Here is a 21,577-nt window from a genome sequence, read left to right as displayed (position 1 = left end):
GACGTCGGTCGCTACGCTCGCATCATCGTTTCGCACGGGGCCGCAATACGTGCGGCATCGCCGCATCGTAGAGCGCGGAGTCCCGGAACCCGACGACATCCCCCAGAGCCGGTCCGACGAGGACGAGCGCGGTGCGCGTGATCTTCTCGGTCCGGACCTTCGCATGGATATCGGCGAGCGTCCCGCGCAAGAGCATCTCGTCCGGCCAGCCGACCCGGTAGGCCACCACGACCGGGCAATCGGCACCGTAATGCGGGGTCAGCACCCGCTCGATCTCGCGTAGCGCCCGCACGCCCAGATGGATGGCGAGCGTTGCGCCCGTGCGCGCGAAGTTCTCCAGCGTCTCGCCCGCGGGCATGGAGGTCGACTTCATCGACATGCGCGTCAGCACGATCGACTGCGCGACCTCCGGCACGGTCAGTTCCCGGCCCAGCGCCGCGGCGGCAGCGGCATAGGCCGGCACGCCGGGCACGATGTCATAGGGGATGCCGCCCCGGCGCAGGAGCCGGATCTGCTCTGCGATGGCACCGTAGAGGGAGGGATCGCCGGAATGGACGCGCGCCACGTCCTCGCCCCGATCGTGCGCCGCGACGATCTCCGCATGCGTCTCCTCCAGCGTCATCGGCGCGGTGTCCAGCACCCGCGCGCCCGGGGGCGCCTCCGCCACCACCGCTTCCGGCACGAGCGAGCCGGCATAGAGGCAGACCGGACAGGCACGGATCAGGCGCTGCGCCTTCAGCGTCAGGAGTTCCGGGTCGCCGGGCCCGGCGCCGATGAAGTGGACAATCATTCCGCCGCCCCCGCCAGATCGCCGCCTGCCATCTTCCGGGCATAGCCGCGCGGCGTGTACATGCGCGGCCCGTCCCCCGTCCGCATCAGGCGCGTCTGGCTGGAGCCCACGAGCACGACAGTCAGCATGTCGACCTCGTCCACGTCGAGTTCGTCGAGCCTGCGGTAGCGGATCGTCTCCTCCGGCCGCCCGAGCGAGGCGGCGAGCAGGACCGGCGTATCTGCGGGACGGTGCCGCAGCAGGATGTCGCGCGCCTCGGCCAGGAGCGTGCGACGGCGCTTCGAGACCGGGTTGTAGAAGGCGATCACGAAATCCCCCTCCGCCGCCGACCTCAGCCGTCTCAGGATGTCGTCGCGCGGGGTGAGCAGGTCCGACAGCGAGATTGCGCAGAAATCGTGGCCGAGCGGCGCGCCGGCGCGGGCCGCGGCGGCCTGCAGAGCGCTCACGCCGGGGGTGCAGACGATCTCCACTCGGCGCGCGGCATCGGGCAGGTCGCCGCGCTCCATCACCTCGAAGACCAGCGCGCCCATCGCGTAGATCCCGGCGTCGCCCGAACAGACCAGCGCGACGTTGCGCCCTTCCGCCGCCCGCTCCAGCGCGTAGCGGCAACGCGCCTCCTCGCCGCCCAGCGGGAAGTCGGCGCGCGGCTTGCCTGCGGCGAGCGGCCCGAGCAGGTCGATATAGAGCCCGTAGCCCACAAGTTCCTCGGCCTCCGCGATCAGGCGGCTCGCCTCGGGCGTGCGCCAGCCGGACTGGCCCGGTCCGATGCCGACGACGCTCACCCGTCCGCGCGCGCGGCCCTTCAGCGCGACGATCGGGTCGGCCGCGCGGGCCAGTGCGGCGGTCGTGTTGGCGGTCTTGCGCTTCGACACGACGAGATCGCCGTCGGTCATGGCCAGCGCCGCCGCCTCGGCCACAGAGGGCGTGCCGACCTCGGCGCACACGACGTCCGACGGATTCGGCACCGCAATCCCCGCAAGCTCTTCCGCCTTGAAGGCGCGCAGCGGCCGGTCGAGCCGACGGGCCAGCGCGTTCATGGCCGGCTCGTCGAGCTTCAGGTCGAGCGTGGCGATCGCGGCGACGGCTCCGGGCGCGATCCCGGCTGCATCGAGCACGGCGCGCGCGTTCTCCCAAAGCTCTTCCGGTGACGCATCACGCGCGCAGCCGACGCCGAGGACATGCCGCATCGGATGATAGACCAGCCGTTCCGGCCCGCCCGTCTCCGGCGTCTCGGTCACGGCGATCTCGACCGCATCGCCCAGAGGCAGGTCGAAGAGCGCCTCCCCCGTGATCCGCGCACCGCCACCCGAAAGCAGCGCCGCCATGACCGGCTTCGCGTCATCCGGGTTCGCGAGCGCGTAGCCCTGCGGCGGCTCGTCCAGCGCCACGCCGAGGGCCACGTCCCCCGCCGTCGTCACCGCTGCCGTTCCGCCCAGAACCTCCGCCACGCGCCGCGCCAGACGGTTGGCCCCGCGATGGCCACCGAGGAGCGGCACGACCACGCGCCCGTCGTCGGAGACCGACAGGACCGGTGGCTCCGCCCGCTTGTCGGCCAGCATCGGCGCCACGGCCCGGATCAGGATGCCGGCGGCGCAGACGCCGATCACGGGATGCCCGGCGGCGAAGAGGTCGCGCACATGCACCAGCGCGTCGGGAAACGTGACCTCCGCCTTCGTCCGTCCCGCCCGACCGTGGAGAGGGCAATCGAGCGCGTCCGCAATCCGGCGGGCGACCGGCTCACCGGCGGCGTTGAGAGCAACGACGATGGGGGTCAGAGCCATGGATCGGCCCCTTTCGCGATCAGGATCATCGAGAAGTAGGGCGCGACGTCGGGGGCCCCGGCCAGCGGCAGGATCCGCTCTGCCCCGAGCGTCGCACGCTCCACGTAGTGCGCGCGATCGAGCAGCCCTTCCTCCACCACGAGCGCGCGCAGCCGCGGTAGATGGCGCCCGACCTTCATCAGCGCCAGCGTGTCGGCTGCCCGGAGATGCCCCCGGAGCGCGGAGTCGGGAAGCGGCCCTGGCAGGATCGTCAGCACCTCGTTGCGCGCGGCGAGTGGCATCGGCACGCGCGCGGCGCAGGCGGTGAGCGAGGTGACGCCGGGCACGATCTCGACCCGGAACCGGTCCCGCAGCCGGGCGTGAAGATACATGAAGCTGCCGTAGAAGAACGGGTCGCCCTCGCAGAGACAGACCACGTCGTCCCCCCCTGCCAGCGCCGTCGCGATCTCCGCCGCGCCCGCGTCGTAGGCGGCTTGGGCCGGGGCGCGGTCGGTCGTCATCGGCACGTCCATGCGGATCTCGCGCGCGCCCGCGGGGATCAGCTCGGCGGCGATGGCGCGGGCGAGGCTGTCGCCGCCGGCGAGGCTCGGCCAGGCGATCACGGTGGCGTTCTCGATCAGCCGGGCGGCGCGTCGCGTGATGAGGTCCGGGTCGCCGGGTCCGAGACCGACGCCATAAAGCGTCGCGCTCATCGCTTCACCAGCGCGTATTGCGTGACCGGCATCGACGGGCGCCACCCGCGATAGGGACCGACGGGCTCCGCCCGTGCGACCGAGAGCTTGACCAGATCACCACCGTGGCGGGCATGCAGGTCGATGAGCAGCGCCTCGCTTTCGAGGGTCACCGCGTTCGCCACAAGCCGGCCGAGCGGGCGCAGCGCGGCCCGGGCGGCGTCGAACACCGCCTCCGACAGACCGCCGCCAATGAACACCGCGTCCGGCGCCGGCAGGCCCTCGAGCGCCTCGGGCACCTCACCCTCGCGCAGGTCGAGCCGGGGCGCCCCGAGCGCCAGCGCGTTCTCGGCCGCCATCGCCCGGCGATCGGCACGCGACTCGATCCCGATGGCGCGGGCGGAGCGGGCGGCACGCATCCATTCGATGGCGACCGAGCCGGAGCCGGTGCCGATGTCCCACAGAAGCGCGCCGCGCATCGGCATGAGCTTGGCCAGCGTCGCGGTCCGCACCTCGCGCTTGGTCATCGTGCCGTCGCTGACGAACAGGTCATCGGCGAGACCCGGCACTCGTGGCAGCAGCGCGGCGTCGGGCGCGGCCACGCAATCGACGGCGAGTGTATTGAAGGCCGGCACGTCGTGGTCCCAGTCACGCGCGGTGCCGTCGAACCGCGCCTCGTCCGGTCCGCCCATGTTCGCCAGCACCGTCATCCGCGACTGACCGAAGCCGCGTTCCGAAAGGAACCGGGCGATCTGCGCCGGCGTCTCCGCGCCGGTCGTCAGGATCAGCAGGCGCGCATCCGGCTGGATGAAGGCGATCATCTGATGAACCGGTCGGCCGTGCACCGTCAGCGTCTCGAGATCGGCCATCGACCAGCCCATGCGCGCGGCGGCGAGCTGGAAGGCGGACAGTTGGGGGTGGTAGGCGATCTCGGCAGGGGGGATGGCGCGACCGATCCGGGCGCCGACGCTGAACCAGAGCGGATCGCCGGTGGCGAGCACGACGACGCGGCGGCCGCGATAGGCGCGCAGGCGGTCGATCAACGCGTCGAACGGGCTCGGCCAGGCGATGCGCTCGGCGGTGACCGCATCCGAGAGCGTGTGGTGACGGTCGCCGCCGACGATGATCTCGGCCGCCTCGACCACGGCACGGGCCGCGGGGGTGAGGCCCGCGAGGCCGTCCTCTCCGATCCCGACGATATGGAGCCAGGCCGGCGCGGCGCTCATTGCAGGCCGCCCGACGCGAGAAGGCCCAGCGCGTTGACCGCAGCCGAGGCCATCGCACTGCCGCCCCTGCGGCCCCGCAGGGTGACGAAGGGCGTGTCGCGCGGGTGGCCGGCGAGCTCCGCCTTCGACTCGGCGGCCCCGACGAAGCCCACCGGAAAGGCGAGGATCGCCGCCGGTCGCGGCGCACCCACGTCGAGCCGTTCGAGCAAGCGGAACAGCGCGGTCGGCGCGTTGCCGATGGCGACGACGGCGCCGTCCGTCTCCCAAAGTTCCACGGCGGCGGCGGAGCGGGTCGTGTTCAGTTCGGCGGCGAGGTCCGGCGTGCGGGCATCGTTCAACGTGCAACGGATCTCGGTTCCCGGCAGCAGGCGGCGCGTGATGCCCGACGCGACCATCTCGCAATCGGCATAGACCGGCGCACCCCGCTTCAACGCGGCAATGGCGGAGGCGGTGAGGTCGGGGGAGAAGGCGACGCGGTCCGCAACCTCGACCATGCCGCAGGCATGGATGACGCGGACGACGAGCTCGGCCATGTCGTGCGGAAAGCGGTCGAGCGATGCCTCGCGCCGGACGGTCGCAAAGGACGCGGCATAGATCGCCGCGGGATCGCGCTCGTAGGGACGCATCAGCGCGCGCCGGCAGGCTGAGTGGCCGTCACGCCTTCGTCTTCCGCGCCGATTCCGGCCCGTGCGGATGGTCGGCATGGGGATAGGGGGCGTGGTGGTGATCGTGCGAATGGGAATGGGACTTGGCATGGCTGTGCGCGTGCGCATGGCTCTCACCGTGCGAATGGGCATGGCTCTCGCTGTGGCTGTGGGAATGCCCGTGGTCGTGGTGGTGGTGATGGTCCCCGTGGTGGTCGTGATGATGCGCCGGTTCGCCCTCCAGCCGGCAGAGCCCGGTGCAGAAATCGCCGCAGAGCGTGCAGTCGGCCACGTTGGAGCCCGGCGCGCTCGCGCCCTGCCCCTCGACATGGTGGTGATGGCTCTCCTGCACCGCGCCGACCTCGGCCTCGAAGCCCAGCACCTGCGTGCGGTACTTGCACATGGCGCAGTTCGGCGGCGGCACCTCGCCCACCTGTTCCATCGCGCGCTCCGCGAAGGTCTCGAGCACCTTCGGATGGTCGCCGAGATAGCCCGCCTTGACGAACTGCGTGCCGGGATGGGACGCCGCCACGACGTCGGTGAAGCCGTAGATGCGGTCGATGAGGATGCCGGAGAAGAGGAAGTAGGGGAACACGACGATGCGCGCGTAGCCGAGCTTCGCCGCGTGTTCGAGGCAGGGTTCGACCAGCGGGAAGGTCACGCCGGAATAGCCGATCTCGAGCCATCCGGTGCCGAGGCCCTCATGCAGCATCCGCGCGACCTTGGCGACGTTGCCGTTGGCGTCCGGGTCGGACGCACCGCGGCCGATCACGACGAGGCAGGTGTCGTGGCGCGCGACCGGGCCGTGGGCGGCATCGGCCTCCGCGAGCGCGGTCGCGATGCGGTCGCCGGCGGCGGCGATCATCTTCGGGTCGACGCCCAGCTCCCGCCCGTAGCGCACGTCGACGCCGTGCTTCGCGGCGTAGGTGTTGAGCACGGTCGGGATGTCGTTCTTCGCGTGCATCGCCGCGAAGAGCATGCCGGGTACGGCGAGAATACGGTCGCAGCCGGCGTCGCGCAGGCGGTCGAGCCCGTCGCGGATCACCGGGTTGGCGAATTCGAGATAGCCGTAATCGACCTTCCAATCGGGCGGCAGATGCGCGGGCAGCTTCCGCGCGAGCACGGCGAACTCGTCGACCGCCGATTGCGAGCGCGAGCCGTGGCCGCAGATCATGACGCCCGTGCGGCTCACGCCGGTTGATCCTCGGCCTGGCCGTCCGTCTCCGCCTCGGCTTCCTTCTTGCCGTCGCGGCCGCCCTTCAGCCAGCCCAGTACCGCCGCCCCCGCGATCGCGCCGAGCCCGGCGCCGAGCACCCAATGGTCATGCCCGGCCATGTCCCCGATATGGCCGACATGGGCCGAGGCGGGCGTGGCGAGAAGGAAGAACGGGAGGAAGCGCATGGGTCGGGCCTTTCACGTCTGGTGAAACGCCCCGGTCGATGCCGGTTCGGTGACGATGCCGCCCTCCCGCCCCCGATCTGGGTCGGCGGGGATCGCGACCACCTGTCCGGCCCCCGGCCGGGGGCGTCGTCGAAACCACGGCTACCGACCGGGCCGGCCGGGCGCAACGCGATTTCCGACGCATGTCCGGGCAGAGGCGTCAGACGCCGACACGGCCGATGCCGGGCAGCTTTACGGCGGGTCGCAGGATGTCGAGCCCGAAGGCCTGCCCGAGCAGGTTGATCTCGATCCCCGTGCGCGGTCCCACGGAGAGCCCGGCATAGCCCCAAGCGGAGAGGTGGACGTCGCCGCCGGCATCCCGGATCACGCGCAGGCCATCGCCCATCCAGTCCTTGCCGACCGCATGCGGCGGCAGGGTCACGCCGATCTCCGGCACCTCGCGCAGGATATGGGCGACGAAGCTGTTGGAGTTCGGCCCGGGCCAGATCCGGTAGGCGCCGCGCGCGTTCCACGGATAGTCCCGGATCGCTTCCTGCACCTTCGGGACCAACGCCGCCGCCTCCAACCCGGTGACGGAGCCCACGTAATAGGGCTCGTTGGAATACCACCGCGCGTCCGGCGCGTAGGCGTCGATCCGGACGGGCAGGCCCCAGCCCACGACATCGGCACGTGACCAGGATCGGGCACCCACGGGCTTCCAGACGAGCCAGGAATGGACCGAGGCCGCGCCCTTCGCCCCGCCGGTCCGCGCCGCGAGGATGTGGATCGCCGCCCCCGGCACGTCCGCCGCGTCGGGCAGCAGGCCGGACGCCGACCAGTCCGCGTCACGCCAGGAGCCGGGCCGGTCCTGCACCGCCCACCACGCGCCGGCGAGCGCCAGCGGCAACAGGAAGCACAGCGCGAAGGTCGCCAGCAGGATCACGAGGCCACGTCGGAACAAAGGGTCAGTCTTCGGGGGCCGCCAGCATCCGGCCGAGGGGCCGCCCGCCGATCAGGTGCTGATGGTAATGCGGCACTTCCTGTACGCCATGGAGGCGGGCGTTGGAGATCGCGCGGAACCCCGTCTCCGCGATGCCGGTGTCGAAGCAGATCTTCGCGCAAGTGCGGTGGAAGTCCACGATCTCCGCGTCCGAGGCGTTCGCGTGGAAATCGTCGTAGGTCGTGTAGGCCCCCTTCGGGATGACGAGGATATGGACCGGCGCCTGCGGGGTGATGTCGCGGAAGGCGAGCGTGTGCTCCGTCTCGGCCACGGTGTCGTTCGGGATCTCGCCGCGCAGGATACGGGCGAAGATGTTGCTCTCGTCGTAATCGGCCATTCTCCGGGTCCTTCAATCGTCGAACAGGTAGGGCGTTTGCGCGAGGGCTTGCGCCGTCTCCGCGTCGATGTCGAGCGCCTGCGCCAGAGCGTGCGCGTTGGCCGCGGGCGCGGCGCTCTGAGAGATGCGGTGGATGCCGGGCAGGTCCGCCTCGCGGATGCGGGTCGTCTCGGACGCGACGTCCTGCGCGAGCGCGGGCATCAGCCGTTCGACGGTGGAACGGGGCGTCCCGCCCCCGATCAGACCGATCCGCCCGGCATGGCCCTCGAGATAGGCCGCGTCATAGTCGCAGTCGATGAGGATGGTGCGGATCGTCGCCCGGTCGCGGTGCAGATCCTCGATCAGGTCGAAGCGTGCGGGGTCGAGGCAGAAGGCCAGCCGGTCGGATGCGGTCGCGCGTAGAAGCTGTCCCAGAAAGGCGCGGCGGTGACGGTGACGCTTCTCGATGGTGGAGCCAATGCCGCCGAGATCGGGGATCGGCGCGTCCGCCTCGTCGAAGATGTAGTCCAGCGCCGGCATCACGTCGTGGTCGCGCAGGGCCTGCGCCAGCCGCTTGGCGACATGGTACTTCTTGCAGACCAGCACGACGATCCGGCGGTCCCGCCCGAGCGAGGCCGATTGTTCCCAGAAGCGCGGGGCGAAGCGGCGCCCCTCCCGGCCCCGCGCGGTCAGGAAGGCGAAGAGCCGACGTCCGTCCCCGGCGACGGGGAACTCCTTGCGGTCGGAAGCCCACAGCGCGGCGAGCCTGTCCTTCAGCTCCGTCGCCTCGGACGAGATCTTGCGGGCGAAGAGGAAGTCCTGGCTGACCAGCAGGTCGTAATGGTCGTCGTAGAACGTCGCGGGCATCCCGTAATCGGTGAACATCAGGAAAGTCAGCGTCCGCCCGTCGATCTCCATCCGCGGGACGAGGTGCCGCACGAGGGTCTGGAAGAACGTCTCGTCGGGGATCCACGTCGTCGCGAAGAAGCGCATCACGTCACTGCGCTCGCGGAGGAAGTCCAGAATCCGCTCGACCGTCCGGCGCCGCAGGCACCACCATTGCGAGCCGATCATCACGTCGATGTCGGACGGAATGCGCCGCTCGAGCCCGAACTTCCGCTGCGCCTCAAGCAGGCCGTAGAACAGCCGGGGGTGGCGACGCTCGTTCACGAAATGCCGGTAGAGGAGCCGGTCCTCCTTCATCCCGGTCTTGATCCAGTCCGAGGCGAAGAAGTCGAAGCTCTCGATATGGTCCATGTCGCGCGCGTCCAGGAACGCGTGCGCATGAGCTGCGGACTTGATCGGCCGGCAATCGCCGGACACCATGTAGAGATGCGTGGCGTCCGGGAAGGCCGCGAGCGCCGCGTCGATCGCGTTCAGCGTCGCGCGGACCAATGACCACTCGCCCCAGCCGCAACGCACCCGTCGGCGCGCGAAGGTCACGTGCGGATTGCCGCGCAAGCCCGCCTCGATCGTCGCGTAGTCCGCCGACGGGGCACGGGCGTCGAAATGGATCGCGACGCAATCGCCCGCCGCGGTCAGCCCCTCCGCCTGGCGGATGATGGCCTCCGGGTCGCGGTGGCAGAGGAGGATGAACGCGATCTTCGCCATGTCCGTCGCCGACACCCCGGTTTCCGTCGCTTCGGACCCGAATAGCGGACCCGACACGTTGAAGAAACCGTGCGATGCGGGTTTGATGCGGACGGGCACGACGAGCGGGGCACGCGCGGATGGGATTTCCCGGAACCTGGATGACCGAGAGCGAGAGCGTCGTGTACCGCGTCGTGCCGAAATGCGCCTGCTCGACGATCGGGCAGATCCTCTACTATTCGGATCACGGGCGGTTCTACGAGGGCGACATCCACGACAGCTCGTCGGGCCTGCACAAATGGGCGCAGGAGGAAAGTCAGCCGGTGATCACCGCCAGCGTGAAGGCACACCGGGCCTATGCCTTCACCTGCGTGCGCAACCCCTATCAGCGCATCCTGTCGTCCTTCTTCGACAAGATCGCGGGCATTCAGCGCAATGGAAAGCGGTATCGTGGCAAGCTGGTGCCGATGCTGATGCAGAAATACGGGGTCGACGTGGGGAGCCCGGACAACGGTTTCGACTTCGACCAGATCGCGAGCTTCCGGCGGTTCCTTCTTTTCGCCCGGGACACGATCCGGTTCCGCCGGCCGATGGACCCCGACATCCACTGGTCGGCCATCGCGGGCCATGTCGGAACCTTCGTCGCCAATGGCGGACGCTACGACGCGGTGGTCTTTACCGAACGGTTCGAGGACGGGATGCGGCGGGTGCTCGAGGCGGTCGAGACGCCGGTGAGGGTCGACCTGGCCGACGTGCCGCGCTTCAACGAGTCCGAGGGGCACGGACCGAAACGAGCGCATCCGGTCGAGGCCTATTTCGACGACCTTTCGATGCATCTCGTCCGCGAGATGTATCACCGGGATTTCCGGCTGTTCGGCTACGACATCGACGACCCGTCGAACCGTATGCCGAAGGGCGAGGTGGACATGGACGAGCTGCACGCCCGGCTTGCGGATTGAGGTTCGGGAGCAACGGTCCGTACCTCGGACCTGCGGCGACGATGAACGCACGCGTTCTCGTCGCGGGATCGAGAGGCCGGTGAGCCTCGTCGGCCATCCTTCAGAGCATGTGCGGCAGAACCAGATCCGGCGGGCGGTGGCCGTCGGCGAAAGTCTGCATGTTCAGGATGACCTTCTCGCCCATCTCGATCCGCGCCTCGTGGGTGGCGGAGCCCATATGCGGCAACAGCACGACGTTCGGCAGTTCGCGAAGTCGCGGGTTCACCCCCTGCCCGCGCTCGTAGACGTCGAGACCGGCGCCGGCGAGCTCGCCTGTCCGCAGCATCCGGGTCAGCGCGTTCTCGTCGATCACCTCGCCCCGGGAGGTGTTCACGACGATCGCCGTCGGTTTCATCAGCTTCAGTCGGCGCGCGTTCAGCAGGTGGAAGGTCGAGGGCGTGTGCGGGCAGTTGACGGAGATCACGTCGGCGACTTGGACCATCGCGTCGAGCCGCTCGTGGAAGGTCGATTCGAGCGGATGCTCCAGACCGGGATGGAGGCGCCGGCGGTTGTGGTAGTGGATCTCCATCCCGAAGGCGCGGGCGCGGCGGGCCATGGCCTGACCGATGCGGCCCATGCCGAGGATGCCGAGCGTCTTGCCGCGCAGGCGCGTGCCGAGCAGCGCGTCCGGGGCCCAGCCCGCCCACTCGCCGGCCTGCATCTTGGCCATGCCTTCCGTCATGCGGCGCAGCACGGCCAGCATCAGCGCGATGCCCATGTCCGCGGTATCGTCGGTCAGGACGCCCGGCGTGTTGGAGACGAGAATCCCCCGCGCCCGCGCCGCACCGACGTCGATATGATCTACGCCCGCGCCGTAATTGGCGATGAGCTTGAGCCGCGCGCCGCTGCCGGCCAGCAGCGCCGCGTCGATCCGGTCGGTCAGCGTGGGCACGAGGATGTCGGCCGCCTGCATGGCATGGGCGAGGCCCTCCCGGTCGAGCGGGCCGTCTGCACCGCCGAAGCGCGCGTCGAAAAGCTCCGACATCCTGGATTCGACGATCTCGGGCAGACGTCGCGTCACGACAACACTCAGCCGTTCTCTGCTCATACGCCGCCCGCACCCCTTCTATCGGCTACCGGCATGATGGCATCGTGCGGCACGCGTGCAAGGGGCGGCAGACCCCGTTTACCGCATGGGCAGGATATGTGGATGATGACACGGATGGTCGCGGCGGCTCTCGCCGTCTGCCTCTGGCTTTCGCCGGCGATGGCGGAGGCGGTGGGACCGGTGACGGGGCTGCCGATGCCGCGCTTCGTCTCGATGAAGGCGCCCGAGGGCTTCGCGCGGCGCGGTCCCTCCTCGACGCATCGGATCGACTGGGTCTTCAAGCGCCGGCACATGCCGCTTCTGGTGACCGGCGAATACGGGCATTGGCGTCGCGTGCAGGACCGGGAAGGCGCGGGCGGCTGGATGCATTATTCGCTCCTCTCGGGCAACCGGACGGTGATCGTGGAGGCCGAGGAGGTCGACCTGCATCGCCGGCCGGACGACGATGCGCCGGTTTCCGCAAAGCTGATGGGCGGCGTCGTCGCCTGGCTGGGCGAGTGCAGTGGCAGCTGGTGCGAAGTCGAGGTCGACGGGGCGGAGGGCTGGGCCCAGACAGCCGCGCTCTGGGGCGTCGCGCCGAACGGGATGCCGGACTAGGCCCGGGCCTCGGCAAGCGCGGCGTTGAACGTGTCCGCCAGTCGTTCCCAGAGCGGCTCGGAGCGGGCGTTGAGGAGCCGTCCTTCCCGCATGGTCGGATCGTATGCGCGACCGTCGAGGAGGCGCGATACCCCGCCCGCTTCCTGAAGGATCAGCACGCCCGCCGCGTGGTCCCAGACGTTCAGCATTCCGTTCAGGCAAAAATCGGACCCGCCGAGGGCGATCTGGCGATATTCGTGCAGGCTCGCACCGAGCGAACTCGCCCGGCGGAAGAGCGGTGCGGTCGCGGCGAGGGCGGGCTGCAGTGGCTGCGGGTAGAGATAGGCGCCGAGATTGCCGCGCAGGCGGTCGAAGGGCGCGTCGCCCGGGTCGGTCTCGAGCCGGCGGGCGCGGCCCTGGCGGTGGAACCATGCCCCCTGACCCTTGTGCGCCGCGATCCAGTCATCGAAGCTCGGGTCGTAGAGCAGGCCCCAGACGATCTCGCCGTCCTCGATCACCGCGACGATGACGCCGTAATTCGCGATCCCGTGCGCGAAGTTCCAGGTGCCGTCGATCGGATCGATGATGGTGACGCGTCCCTGTCCGACGCGGTCGAGGATGCCGCGATCCTCGGCCACGGCCTCCTCGCCGACGACGGAATCGCCGGGCAGGATCTCATGGATGCGCGCGGTGAGCGCCGTCTCGGCGGCCGTATCGGCGACCGTCACGAGGTCGTCGAAGGCCCCCTTGGCGTCGACGTCCTCGCCCGACAGGTTGCGGAAGCGCGGCAGGATCTCGGCCGCGGCGACCTCGCGCACGGCCTCGACGATGGCGTCGGATTGCGCCTCGGAAAGCGGCATCAGGCCGCGTCCTCGAGCCCGCGGCCTTTCAAGAGCGCGTCAACGCCGGGCAGGCGTCCGCGGAATCGTGTGTAGAGTTCCGCCGCGTCGACCGAACCGCCGCGGGACAGGATGTCGTCCTCGAGCTTCTGCGCGAGATCCGGGTCGAACGGATCGCCCGCTTCCTCGAAGGCGGCGAAGGCGTCGGCGTCCATCACCTCCGACCACATGTAGCTGTAATAGCCGGCCGAATAGCCGTCGCCCGAGAAGACATGCGCGAAATGCGGCGTAGCGTGGCGCATGCGGATCGCGCGGGGCATCCCGATCGTCTCCAGCACCTCGGCCTGCTTCTGCATGGGATCGGCCGGGGCCGGACCGTCGTGGAAGGCGAGATCGACGAGGGCGGAGGCAATGTACTCCACCGTCTGGAACCCCATGTCGTATGTCGCCGCGCGGAGCAGCCGGTCGCGCAGCGCATCGGGGATCGGCTCCCCGGTCTCGGCGTGGATCGCGAATTCCGACAGGACTTCCGGCAGTTCCAGCCAGTGTTCGTAGAGCTGACTCGGCAACTCCACGAAGTCGCGGGCGACGCTGGTCCCGCTCACCGTTTCGTAGGTCACGTCGGAGAGCATCTGGTGCAGCGCGTGACCGAATTCGTGGAACAGCGTGCGGGCGTCGTCGTAGCTCAGAAGCGCGGGATCGGCTTGGGCGAAGTTGCAGACGTTGACGACGATCGGCCGCACGTTTCCGTCGAGCCGGGACTGCGACCGCATCGCGCTGCACCACGCGCCGGAACGCTTCGAGGGCCGGGCGAAGTAGTCGCCCATGAAGATCGCGACATGCTCGCCCCCGCGCGTCACCTCCCAGGTGCGAACGTCGGGATGGTAGGCCTCGACCTCCATCGGCGCGAAGTCGAGATCGAACAGACGGTGCGCCACGGCGAACGCGGCCTCGATCATCCGGTTGAGCTGGAAGAAGGGCTTCAGTTCGGCCTCGTCGAGGTCGTGCAACTCCGCGCGCCGATTCTCCGCGTAGTAGCGCCAGTCCCAAGGCTCGAGCGGACCGGTAATTCCGTCGGAATGGGCCATGCGCGCGAGATGCTCGGCATCGGCGAGTGCGGCCGTCCGGGCCGGGTGCCAGACCTGCATCAGCAGGTCGCGCACGGCGTCAGGCGTGCCCGCCATCTCGGTCTCGAGCTTGTATCCCGCGAAGTTGTCGTAGCCCAGCAGATGCGCCCGTTCCTCCCGGAGCTTGAGGATTTCGGCGGCGATGGCGCGGTTGTCGGTTTCGCCGCCGTTTGCGCCGCGCGCGGTCCAAGCCTCGTAGGCCTTCTGGCGGAGGTCCCGGCGCGGGGAGAATTGCAGGAACGGCACGATGAGCGACCGGTTCAGCGTGATCACCGGCCCGTCCCGGTCCCGCTCGCGCCCCGCTGCGCGCGCGGCATCCTTCACGAAGGTGGGCAGGCCTTCGAGATCGGCCTCGGTCAGGGCCATATACCAGTTCCGTTCGTCGGCCAGCAGGTTCTGCGCGAACTCAGTGCCAAGCGTGGCGAGCCGCGACTTGATCTCCGTCAACCGCTCGGCCTCGGCGCCTTTCAGGGCAGCACCGGCGCGAACGAAGTGGCGGCGGGTGAGCATAAGCACGCGGGCCTGCTCCTCGGTCAGGTCGAGGTCGTCGCGACGCGCCCACAAGTCGTCGATACGATGGAACAGGGCCGCGTTGTTGGTGATCTCGGAAGAATAGGCCGACAGCTTCGAGGCCATCTCCCGCTGGAGCGCCTGCCGCGCGGGAGTGCTGTCCGCGCCGGCAAGGTTGAAGAACACGCCGGCCACGCGATCGAGCGTCGCATCGGCGCGCTCCAGCGCGGCAATGGTGTTCTCGAAGGTCGGTGTGGCCTCGCTGGCGGCAATGGCGGCGACGTTGCGCCGACCTTCCGACATCCCTTCCTCGAGCGCGGGACCGAAATGCTCGTCGCGGATCAGTTCGAAAGGCGGCAGGGCGAAGTCGCCCGCCCAAGGCTGCAGAAGCGGGTTGTTCATGGTCTCTCCTTTGGCCGCGGACGCTATGCCGGGCGCAACCGCTTTGCCAGCCCCGCCCGGGGCCGGCGTCAGGTGCGGTCCGGGACGACCTCGTCGACCGTGTCGTTGGTTGCCGGGTCGCGGCGGATCATCCGGTGGACGACCCCGTCCCGCTTGGTCAGGTGCCAGAGAGCGCCGGCGATGTGCATGGCCGCGAGCAGGATCAGCAGCTTAGACGTCCAGGCATGTGCCGTCGCAAGCAGGCCGCTCCGCAGCAGAACCGCGCCGAGTCCCGCCAGCGGCATTCCGATCAGGACGGCGTAGAAGGCGTAATGGGTGCCGCGGCTGAGATATTGCAGCTTTTCGGGCTCGGTCTCCGGCGGCGGCGGAGTGCCGTGACTGAGACGCATGCCGAGACGCCAGAGCATCAGGACGAAGATCGTCAGGCCGAAGAAGGCATGCACGAAGACGGCGCCCGAAAGCATCGGCGCGACCCCCTCCATGGCGGCATCGAAGGCCTGCTCCATCCCACCTCCGCTGGCGAACTGGAACAGGATCAGGAACGCGATCAGCCAGTGCGCGAACATCTGTGTCGAGGAATATACGGCAGGGCGGGCGGTGTCGGACATGGCGGCGGCCTCCTGATTGTGGGGGCCAAACGTCCCCCGGGGACGGCAGTTCCGCCCCCGGGGCTGCGATCAATCGTCCAGACGGACGTGGGCGGTCTTGTCCTGAAAATCCTTCTTCGGATCGGAGCCCATCAGCGCCTTGATCCCGGCCACGACACTGGACCCGTCCTCCCAAAGCTCGGCATCGGTCACGTCGTAGCGGATGAGCCGCAGCTTCGGGTCGTCCTTGCCCTCTTCGTACCAGGCGGCGACATGCGGGTTCCAGAGCCGGTCGATCACGGCGCGGTCGTTGTCCATCGTCAACGTGCCGCTGGCGGAAGCCCAGATGTCGTGGCCCTTGTCGACGAAGGTCATGGTCGCGGGTTGGGGCATGGTGCCGACGACCTTGCCCAGATCGGATTCGTGCGAGGTGAAGAACCAAAGCGGCCCGTGATCTGCGTCACCGTCGGGGATGGCCACCATCGGGCGCGGCAGCGCGCCCTCGCAGCCGATGAACACCGTCATGTCGGAGCGCAGCGCCTTCCAGAACTTCGTCTCGATCTCTTCGGGGGTGGACATGGGAAACTCCTGAATTGCTTGCCGGGGGAACGCCGCGCCGGGGGCGGGGTTCCGTGCGCCGGGACGGCGGCATGGTAGGCAAGCGGGCGAGCGTCAAATGGACGCAGCGGAACGCGATGGCCGGCTGCGCGTTCGATCACCGTCTGCAACCACGCTCGAAGGGAACCACCATCATGAAACCGTTTCTGATCCTCGCCGCCCTCGTCACCACGCTCGCTGCCTGCGAGACAACGCAGGGCTTCGGTCAGGACGTGCAGGCCGGTGGCCGGGCGATCGAGAACACCGCCGAAGACGCGATGAACTGATCGCCGGGCGCCATCCGGCACCGGATCGTCCGTATGGACCCGAACGCGCCTCCGCCGACCGGCCGGAGGCGCGTTGTCGTTCGCGCCATGCGCCCTCGCCTTTCGTGGCATCCTCCGACAGGGTGAACGCGGACCCACAGGAGCGCCACCATGTTCACCGCCCGCAACGCCGTCATCGCCGCCATCGGTGGGGTCGTCGGCTGCATCGCCAATTCCATCGCGATCACCGCGCTGGCCGGAGCGCCGCTTCTGCCGCTGATCCTCAGCCCGGGGCGGGAATTCTTCTCGATCCTGTTCGCGATGGCGCTGATCCCGATCTTCGCGCGGCTGTCTGGAGCGACGGCCTGGATCGCCGGGTTCGTCGTGCTGAACGCGCTCGCCTCGCTCTCGGCCAAACTGATCTGGGGGGCCGGGGCGCCGTGGAGCTTCGTGCTGCTGGTCAACGGGGTCTATGCCATCGCGGCGGTCGCGGTCTATGCGCTGGCCCCTCGCGGAACCGTGCGGGCCTGAGACAGGTTCCCCTACGTCGAGGAAGACGGCCCGACGCGGGCCGTCCCGACATCATCGGAAAGGTCGAACCCTTGAAGAACCCTTGGATGAGTGCTTGGCTATCCGCCGCCAACAAGGCCGCCGCGCCCGCCCGCGGCCAGATGATGGCCGAGATGAGCCGTCAGCGGACCACGATGATGAGGGCGTGGACGGAAGCCTGGATGCAGATGTGGATGCCGTGGGCGAAGCCCGGTCGCGCGAAGCGCGACTGACAACTCTATGGTTGGTTCAAAGTGCTGAGCGCGAGACAACCCTTATTAGTTGATGATTTTACCTGAGAGATTTAAAAGGTTTGTCTAACGAATTTTGCCAGTTTGCAAGAATGCCTCAACGCTCGCGAAACTTGCACTTCTAACACCAATTCTTTCTTTGACGTGTGCTGATAAATCTCGAATACTATTTAGAACTGTCTTTATCTGTTCCTCATCATCTAGTTTCAATGACATAGATACTAAGGTTCCATTGATATTATACTTAATATCTCTCGTTTGCCGCAGGCTTATGAGGATTGAAGACTCTCCTGAGGCGATATAAAAGTGACCGATTTTTCCAAATAGTTGATGAGCGAAAAAAAAAGACCATGCCCGGAGTTATCCCATTCGGATTTCTGATGGGATTTCTTCTTTTTATGACGCCAAGCTTTTGACGATACTGCAGGCATTAGCGAGTAATACACAGCTTCTCGATCGGAGGTGGGATTAGTATACTTACTATACGCAAGGGATTTGCGCACACCGATTCCACTGTCTGCAATGCAGATTTCAACAGTGTCACGACTTTTCCAATACTGCGCACAAAATACAGCAACATCAGTTTCACCATGCTCAAAGACATTTCGGAATATTTCTCTAAAAGATCTCGCAAGTGTTGCCTGTAACCTACCCGATTCTCGCTGCGAAACAATTTAAGCTATTTCGTCACATCTTTCCTGGATTGCGTCACCCATTTCAAACGCCGATTCGCGAGCTCGGTCTTCTAAAACACGTCGACTCATAACACTTATAGGAATGTAGCTCTCTCCCCCAAATGCTCCTTGCGGATACGGCGTTCCACTAATACGTAGAGCTTCAGAAAACCCAAGATTATTTGCATATCTATGGTTGCTTAGGCCCGTGTACGTAATCCTTTCATCATTGTGCTTTCGTGATCGCGCCCGGCACGTCTTAGATAGGAATATCATAGCAGATGGAGAAAGAAATCTTTCCGAGCCGGTATGGATTCTGATTTTCTGTGCTTTAGGAAGCTTATTCAAGCTGATGGAGAATTCAGCCAAAGCAGATAAGGAGCAGTTACGCGGGAAAGATGTTTGAAAGACCTCCAAATCACCCATCCATCTTCAACGCCGAAATGAACGCGCTCTGTGGGATCTCCACCTTCCCGAACTGGCGCATCTTCTTCTTGCCCGCCTTCTGCTTCTCAAGCAGCTTCTTCTTCCGCGTCGCGTCCCCCCCGTAGCACTTCGCCGTCACATCCTTGCGCATGGCCGAGAGCGTCTCGCGGGCCACGACGCGGCCGCCGATGGCCGCCTGGATCGGGATCTTGAACATGTGGCGGGGAATGAGCTCCTTCAGCTTCTCGACCATCGCCCGGCCCCGCGCCTCGGCCCGGTCGCGGTGGACCATGGTCGACAGCGCGTCCACCGGCTCCTCGTTGACGAGGATCGACATCTTGACCAGCGCGTCCTCCCGGTAGCCGATCATCTGGTAGTCGAAGCTGGCATAGCCCTTGGTCACCGATTTCAGCCGGTCGTAGAAGTCGAACACCACCTCGTTGAGCGGCAGGTCGTAGACCACCATCGCCCGGGGCCCGGCATAGGTCAGGTCGAGCTGGATGCCCCGCCGGTCCTGGCAGAGCTTCAGCACGTCGCCCAGGTAGTCGTCGGGCACGAGGATCGTCGCCTTGATCCGCGGTTCCTCGATATGGTCGACCAGCGTGAGGTCGGGCATGTCGGCGGGGTTGTGCAGCTCCGTCACCTCGCCGTCGCGCATATGGATGCGGTAGACGACCGAGGGCGCGGTGGTGATGAGGTCGATGTCGTACTCGCGCTCCAGCCGGTCCCGGATCACCTCGAGATGTAGCAGCCCGAGGAAGCCGCAACGGAACCCGAAGCCGAGCGCCGCCGACGTCTCCACCTCGGACGAGAAGCTGGCGTCGTTGAGCGAGAGCTTCTCGATGGCGTCGCGCAGGTCCTCGAACTCGGCGGCATCCACCGGGAACAGGCCGCAGAACACGACCGGGACGGACGGCTTGAAGCCCGGCAGCGCGGTCGTCGCGCCGTTCTTGTCGTGGGTGATCGTGTCGCCCACGCGGGTGTCGCGGACCTGCTTGATGGAGGCGGTGAGGAACCCGATCTCCCCCGGCCCCAGCACGTCGATCTCGGTCATGGGCGGACGGAACACGCCGATCCGGTCGACATGATGGGTGGTGCCGTTGGCCATGAACTTCACCCGGTCGCCCTTGCGGAGCTTGCCGTCGATGATGCGGACGAGGACGATCACGCCGAGATAGGCGTCGTACCAGCTGTCCACGAGCATCGCCTTCAGCGGCGCGTTCGCATCCCCCTTCGGGGCGGGCAGGCGATCGACGATTGCCTGCAATGTGGCGGTGATGCCCTGCCCCGTCTTGGCGGAGACGAGGAGCGCATCGGAGGCGTCAATGCCGATCACGTCCTCGATCTGCTCGCGCACCCGCTCGGGTTCGGAGGCGGGCAGGTCGATCTTGTTGAGGACCGGCACGATCTCGTGGTCGGCGTCGATGGCCTGATAGACGTTGGCGAGCGTCTGCGCCTCCACCCCTTGCGTCGAGTCGACCACGAGGAGCGAACCCTCCACCGCACGCATGGAGCGCGAGACCTCGTAGGCGAAGTCCACATGGCCCGGCGTGTCGATAAGGTTGAGGACGTATTCAAGGCCATCGGCGGCCGTCCAGTCGATGCGGACGGTGTTGGCCTTGATGGTGATGCCCCGCTCCCGCTCGATATCCATCGCGTCGAGGATCTGCTCCTTCATGTCGCGCGTGGCGACCGTGTTCGTCTCCTGGATCAGCCGGTCGGCGAGGGTCGACTTGCCGTGGTCGATATGCGCGACGATGGAGAAGTTGCGGATGCGGGAGAGGTCGGTCATTGGGCGCGGCCTTCTTGGGGTTTGGCCGGGGATACAACGCGCGGGTGCAGGGCGGAAGGCCCCTCGCCCGATCCGTCGCGCCGCTCAGATGAGGATGTCGTCCCTGAGATCCTCCCAGGTCATGCCGCGGAGCGTGATGCCGTGCCCGTCCTCGAACCCGAGGCGCAGCCCCCTCTCCACCTCCTCGGCCTGGGACCGGACCTCACGCCGGTTCTCGTACCCCATCCGACTGAGGTCCAGGGTATCGACGTCATTGCGGAAGTCCATGACGACGTCCTCGCCTCGCGCGGACCGGAACACGAACGTATCCTCGCCATTGCTGCCCCAAAGCTTGTCGTCGCCCGCACCGCCGAAGAGCACTTCGTCGCCCGGCCCTCCGTTCAGGATGTCGTTGCCAGTGCCGCCGCCAAGACGGTCCGCACCCTTGCCGCCACGCAGGTGATCGTCTCCCCCTTCGCCGCGCAGCACATCCTCCCCGTTCCTTGCGCGGATCTTGTTGTCCACCGCATTCCCGGTGATCCTGTCGGCGTTCCGTGTCCCTTCCACGTCCTCGATGATCGTCGTCTCGTAGATGGCGAAGACGACGGGGGCGTCGGCGCTCGAGACGGTCGAGATGGCCCCGGGGGTGAGGTCGATCACGTGCTTGCCGGGCCGATGGCCGAAGAGCGCCGTCATCTCGAGCAGGTCGTGCCCTCCGTCGTCCTTCAGGGTGATCAGGTTGGCCTGGCTCAAATCCGATGACGACAACCTTAGCCTCGACCCACCAATTCCGGTATCGAAGGTGTGCTCGTTGTAGATCGTCGCGCCGCGATTGACGTCGTGCGACCCATAGAGCATCTCGATCGCCCGGATGTCGGCGGCCATCGGCGTGACCGGATCAAGCCAAGGTGGAAGGTCACGATCCGAATAAGATCTGTCCTTGTCGGCATCGAAGTAGGACATCGCTGAGCGCAAAACGGTGTCGCTGCGATAGATCGCGTCCCGGAAATAACGGGCGTCACCGTTGTAGTGTCCTGGATGCCCGAGGCCCAGAGCATGTCCCAACTCGTGGAGGATCGTGATATAGCCTATATCGCCAAACTTTGCCATGCCATCGAGCCGGTCTTCGCCAATCGTTATCCGCACCTTGGTGAGCTCGCCCCCCGCCTGCCGACGCTGGGCATAGGCGTCGCTGCCCTCGCCCTCGACAAACCGGATGTCGCCGCCGGCGCGCACTCGATCGAAGTCGATTCCGATGTAATGGGACCAGACGTCGAGCGCCCATTTGGCCCGCAGACTGGCTTCACGATCCAGCCCGGTAAGATTTACCGCAAGAGTACGTTCGTCATCGAGGGTCCAACTGGCCGGGCGCCTGAAGGTGCTCCGCCAATAGCCATAGACCAGCTCGTCGGCCAGGTCCTCTATGGTTCCGTAAGCCATGCGCCGATGATCCTTTCGTCCCTCAGTTCGATCGCGACCCGTCCGGCATGCTTCCCGTCAACTGATCGGCCGGAAGCTTTCTAGAGGCTCGTCAAACTCGTTCCAGAACTTTTCAACA

General features: G+C 67.2%; 22 protein-coding genes. 5 read left to right on the top strand and 17 right to left on the bottom strand.

What is annotated here, in order from left to right:
- Positions 1-22 precede the first annotated feature (22 nt).
- The 10 genes from cobM to Q1A87_RS05320 all read right to left on the bottom strand — a co-directional run bounded on the left by cobM (position 23) and on the right by Q1A87_RS05320 (position 9,419).
- A complete protein-coding gene (cobM, locus tag Q1A87_RS05365; protein ID WP_299647825.1) occupies positions 23-790 on the bottom strand; it encodes a precorrin-4 C(11)-methyltransferase in 768 nt (255 codons plus the stop codon).
- Positions 787-2,571 (bottom strand): precorrin-3B C(17)-methyltransferase, encoded by a 1,785-nt coding sequence (cobJ, locus tag Q1A87_RS05360; protein ID WP_299647823.1) that lies wholly within the window; start codon positions 2,569-2,571, stop codon positions 787-789. Before cobJ ends, cobM begins: the two co-directional genes overlap by 4 nt.
- Complete coding sequence (cobI, locus tag Q1A87_RS05355) at positions 2,562-3,263, bottom strand: precorrin-2 C(20)-methyltransferase (RefSeq protein ID WP_299647821.1); 702 nt, start codon at positions 3,261-3,263, stop codon at positions 2,562-2,564. Before cobI ends, cobJ begins: the two co-directional genes overlap by 10 nt.
- A complete protein-coding gene (cbiE, locus tag Q1A87_RS05350) occupies positions 3,260-4,468 on the bottom strand; it encodes a precorrin-6y C5,15-methyltransferase (decarboxylating) subunit CbiE (RefSeq protein WP_299647819.1) in 1,209 nt (402 codons plus the stop codon). Before cbiE ends, cobI begins: the two co-directional genes overlap by 4 nt.
- Positions 4,465-5,094 carry a precorrin-8X methylmutase gene (locus Q1A87_RS05345; protein WP_299647817.1) on the bottom strand — a complete coding sequence of 210 codons (630 nt, stop codon included), beginning with the start codon at positions 5,092-5,094 and terminating at the stop codon, positions 4,465-4,467. The genes cbiE and Q1A87_RS05345 overlap by 4 nt, the downstream gene beginning before the upstream one ends.
- Before the next feature lie 28 nt (positions 5,095-5,122).
- Positions 5,123-6,286, bottom strand: a complete 1,164-nt coding sequence (locus Q1A87_RS05340; RefSeq protein ID WP_299648464.1) for a sirohydrochlorin chelatase — start codon at positions 6,284-6,286, stop codon at positions 5,123-5,125.
- A 14-nt stretch (positions 6,287-6,300) separates the two neighbouring features.
- Entirely contained in the window at positions 6,301-6,513 is a 213-nt protein-coding gene (locus Q1A87_RS05335; protein WP_299647815.1) for a DUF6732 family protein, read from the bottom strand.
- Positions 6,514-6,712: 199 nt separating this feature from the next.
- The gene (locus Q1A87_RS05330; protein ID WP_299647813.1) at positions 6,713-7,453 is read right to left on the bottom strand and encodes a DUF3750 domain-containing protein; all 741 of its coding nucleotides are present in this window, start codon (positions 7,451-7,453) and stop codon (positions 6,713-6,715) included.
- A gap of 4 nt (positions 7,454-7,457) precedes the next feature.
- The gene (locus Q1A87_RS05325; protein WP_299647811.1) at positions 7,458-7,829 is read right to left on the bottom strand and encodes an HIT domain-containing protein; all 372 of its coding nucleotides are present in this window, start codon (positions 7,827-7,829) and stop codon (positions 7,458-7,460) included.
- Positions 7,830-7,841: 12 nt separating this feature from the next.
- The gene (locus Q1A87_RS05320) at positions 7,842-9,419 is read right to left on the bottom strand and encodes a DUF5928 domain-containing protein (RefSeq protein WP_299647809.1); all 1,578 of its coding nucleotides are present in this window, start codon (positions 9,417-9,419) and stop codon (positions 7,842-7,844) included.
- A gap of 119 nt (positions 9,420-9,538) precedes the next feature.
- Between Q1A87_RS05320 and Q1A87_RS05315 the strand changes: the two genes are divergently transcribed.
- The gene (locus Q1A87_RS05315; RefSeq protein ID WP_299647807.1) at positions 9,539-10,357 is read left to right on the top strand and encodes a sulfotransferase family protein; all 819 of its coding nucleotides are present in this window, start codon (positions 9,539-9,541) and stop codon (positions 10,355-10,357) included.
- 100 nt (positions 10,358-10,457) lie between these two features.
- Here the strand turns inward: Q1A87_RS05315 and Q1A87_RS05310 are convergent, their stop codons facing one another.
- Positions 10,458-11,444 (bottom strand): D-glycerate dehydrogenase, encoded by a 987-nt coding sequence (locus Q1A87_RS05310; RefSeq protein WP_299647805.1) that lies wholly within the window; start codon positions 11,442-11,444, stop codon positions 10,458-10,460.
- A gap of 102 nt (positions 11,445-11,546) precedes the next feature.
- Here Q1A87_RS05310 and Q1A87_RS05305 point away from each other — a divergent pair, with 102 nt between their 5' ends.
- Positions 11,547-12,041: an SH3 domain-containing protein gene (locus Q1A87_RS05305; protein ID WP_299647803.1), complete on the top strand. Its 495-nt coding sequence runs from the start codon at positions 11,547-11,549 to the stop codon at positions 12,039-12,041.
- Here the strand turns inward: Q1A87_RS05305 and Q1A87_RS05300 are convergent.
- From Q1A87_RS05300 to Q1A87_RS05285, 4 genes are all read right to left on the bottom strand, one after another.
- A complete protein-coding gene (locus Q1A87_RS05300; RefSeq protein ID WP_299647801.1) occupies positions 12,038-12,880 on the bottom strand; it encodes an inositol monophosphatase family protein in 843 nt (280 codons plus the stop codon). The genes Q1A87_RS05305 and Q1A87_RS05300 overlap by 4 nt on opposite strands.
- Positions 12,880-14,898 (bottom strand): M3 family metallopeptidase, encoded by a 2,019-nt coding sequence (locus tag Q1A87_RS05295; protein WP_299647799.1) that lies wholly within the window; start codon positions 14,896-14,898, stop codon positions 12,880-12,882. Before Q1A87_RS05295 ends, Q1A87_RS05300 begins: the two co-directional genes overlap by 1 nt.
- Before the next feature lie 68 nt (positions 14,899-14,966).
- Positions 14,967-15,506: a cytochrome b/b6 domain-containing protein gene (locus Q1A87_RS05290; protein WP_299647797.1), complete on the bottom strand. Its 540-nt coding sequence runs from the start codon at positions 15,504-15,506 to the stop codon at positions 14,967-14,969.
- Positions 15,507-15,575: 69 nt separating this feature from the next.
- Positions 15,576-16,064: a pyridoxamine 5'-phosphate oxidase family protein gene (locus tag Q1A87_RS05285; protein WP_299647795.1), complete on the bottom strand. Its 489-nt coding sequence runs from the start codon at positions 16,062-16,064 to the stop codon at positions 15,576-15,578.
- Positions 16,065-16,237: 173 nt separating this feature from the next.
- Here Q1A87_RS05285 and Q1A87_RS05280 point away from each other — a divergent pair, with 173 nt between their 5' ends.
- From Q1A87_RS05280 to Q1A87_RS05270, 3 genes are all read left to right on the top strand, one after another.
- On the top strand, positions 16,238-16,369 hold the full coding sequence (locus tag Q1A87_RS05280; protein WP_299647793.1) for an entericidin A/B family lipoprotein: 132 nt from the start codon (positions 16,238-16,240) through the stop codon (positions 16,367-16,369).
- 150 nt (positions 16,370-16,519) lie between these two features.
- Positions 16,520-16,879 carry a hypothetical protein gene (locus Q1A87_RS05275; protein WP_299647791.1) on the top strand — a complete coding sequence of 120 codons (360 nt, stop codon included), beginning with the start codon at positions 16,520-16,522 and terminating at the stop codon, positions 16,877-16,879.
- Between the two features lie 86 nt (positions 16,880-16,965).
- Positions 16,966-17,130: a hypothetical protein gene (locus Q1A87_RS05270; protein ID WP_299647789.1), complete on the top strand. Its 165-nt coding sequence runs from the start codon at positions 16,966-16,968 to the stop codon at positions 17,128-17,130.
- Positions 17,131-18,240: 1,110 nt separating this feature from the next.
- On the opposite strand, the gene lepA is transcribed toward Q1A87_RS05270, so the two are convergent.
- Together lepA and Q1A87_RS05260 are read right to left on the bottom strand one after the other, a co-directional pair.
- Positions 18,241-20,040: a translation elongation factor 4 gene (gene lepA, locus Q1A87_RS05265; protein WP_299647787.1), complete on the bottom strand. Its 1,800-nt coding sequence runs from the start codon at positions 20,038-20,040 to the stop codon at positions 18,241-18,243.
- An 84-nt stretch (positions 20,041-20,124) separates the two neighbouring features.
- Positions 20,125-21,459, bottom strand: a complete 1,335-nt coding sequence (locus Q1A87_RS05260) for a M10 family metallopeptidase C-terminal domain-containing protein (RefSeq protein WP_299647785.1) — start codon at positions 21,457-21,459, stop codon at positions 20,125-20,127.
- Positions 21,460-21,577 lie beyond the last annotated feature (118 nt).

Source organism: uncultured Jannaschia sp., from assembly GCF_947494055.1.
GTDB lineage: Bacteria > Pseudomonadota > Alphaproteobacteria > Rhodobacterales > Rhodobacteraceae > Jannaschia.
The sequence above is the reverse complement of the archived record's forward strand: the minus strand, read 5'-3'. Positions and strand labels throughout refer to the sequence as shown.

Bases quoted from the DNA above. Each gene is read 5' to 3' on its own strand.
- Q1A87_RS05295 (WP_299647799.1), bottom strand. From the start codon at position 14,898: ATGAACAACCCGCTTCTGCAGCCTTGGGCGGGCGACTTCGCCCTGCCG.
- Q1A87_RS05285 (WP_299647795.1), bottom strand. From the start codon at position 16,064: ATGTCCACCCCCGAAGAGATCGAGACGAAGTTCTGGAAGGCGCTGCGC.
- Q1A87_RS05275 (WP_299647791.1), top strand. From the start codon at position 16,520: ATGTTCACCGCCCGCAACGCCGTCATCGCCGCCATCGGTGGGGTCGTC.
- Q1A87_RS05310 (WP_299647805.1), bottom strand. From the start codon at position 11,444: ATGAGCAGAGAACGGCTGAGTGTTGTCGTGACGCGACGTCTGCCCGAG.
- Q1A87_RS05290 (WP_299647797.1), bottom strand. From the start codon at position 15,506: ATGTCCGACACCGCCCGCCCTGCCGTATATTCCTCGACACAGATGTTC.
- Q1A87_RS05325 (WP_299647811.1), bottom strand. From the start codon at position 7,829: ATGGCCGATTACGACGAGAGCAACATCTTCGCCCGTATCCTGCGCGGC.
- Q1A87_RS05345 (WP_299647817.1), bottom strand. From the start codon at position 5,094: ATGCGTCCCTACGAGCGCGATCCCGCGGCGATCTATGCCGCGTCCTTT.
- cobI (WP_299647821.1), bottom strand. From the start codon at position 3,263: ATGAGCGCGACGCTTTATGGCGTCGGTCTCGGACCCGGCGACCCGGAC.
- lepA (WP_299647787.1), bottom strand. From the start codon at position 20,040: ATGACCGACCTCTCCCGCATCCGCAACTTCTCCATCGTCGCGCATATC.
- cobJ (WP_299647823.1), bottom strand. From the start codon at position 2,571: ATGGCTCTGACCCCCATCGTCGTTGCTCTCAACGCCGCCGGTGAGCCG.
- Q1A87_RS05320 (WP_299647809.1), bottom strand. From the start codon at position 9,419: ATGGCGAAGATCGCGTTCATCCTCCTCTGCCACCGCGACCCGGAGGCC.
- Q1A87_RS05300 (WP_299647801.1), bottom strand. From the start codon at position 12,880: ATGCCGCTTTCCGAGGCGCAATCCGACGCCATCGTCGAGGCCGTGCGC.
- Q1A87_RS05260 (WP_299647785.1), bottom strand. From the start codon at position 21,459: ATGGCTTACGGAACCATAGAGGACCTGGCCGACGAGCTGGTCTATGGC.
- cobM (WP_299647825.1), bottom strand. From the start codon at position 790: ATGATTGTCCACTTCATCGGCGCCGGGCCCGGCGACCCGGAACTCCTG.
- Q1A87_RS05335 (WP_299647815.1), bottom strand. From the start codon at position 6,513: ATGCGCTTCCTCCCGTTCTTCCTTCTCGCCACGCCCGCCTCGGCCCAT.
- Q1A87_RS05280 (WP_299647793.1), top strand. From the start codon at position 16,238: ATGAAACCGTTTCTGATCCTCGCCGCCCTCGTCACCACGCTCGCTGCC.
- cbiE (WP_299647819.1), bottom strand. From the start codon at position 4,468: ATGAGCGCCGCGCCGGCCTGGCTCCATATCGTCGGGATCGGAGAGGAC.
- Q1A87_RS05270 (WP_299647789.1), top strand. From the start codon at position 16,966: ATGAGTGCTTGGCTATCCGCCGCCAACAAGGCCGCCGCGCCCGCCCGC.
- Q1A87_RS05315 (WP_299647807.1), top strand. From the start codon at position 9,539: ATGGGATTTCCCGGAACCTGGATGACCGAGAGCGAGAGCGTCGTGTAC.
- Q1A87_RS05305 (WP_299647803.1), top strand. From the start codon at position 11,547: ATGATGACACGGATGGTCGCGGCGGCTCTCGCCGTCTGCCTCTGGCTT.
- Q1A87_RS05340 (WP_299648464.1), bottom strand. From the start codon at position 6,286: ATGATCTGCGGCCACGGCTCGCGCTCGCAATCGGCGGTCGACGAGTTC.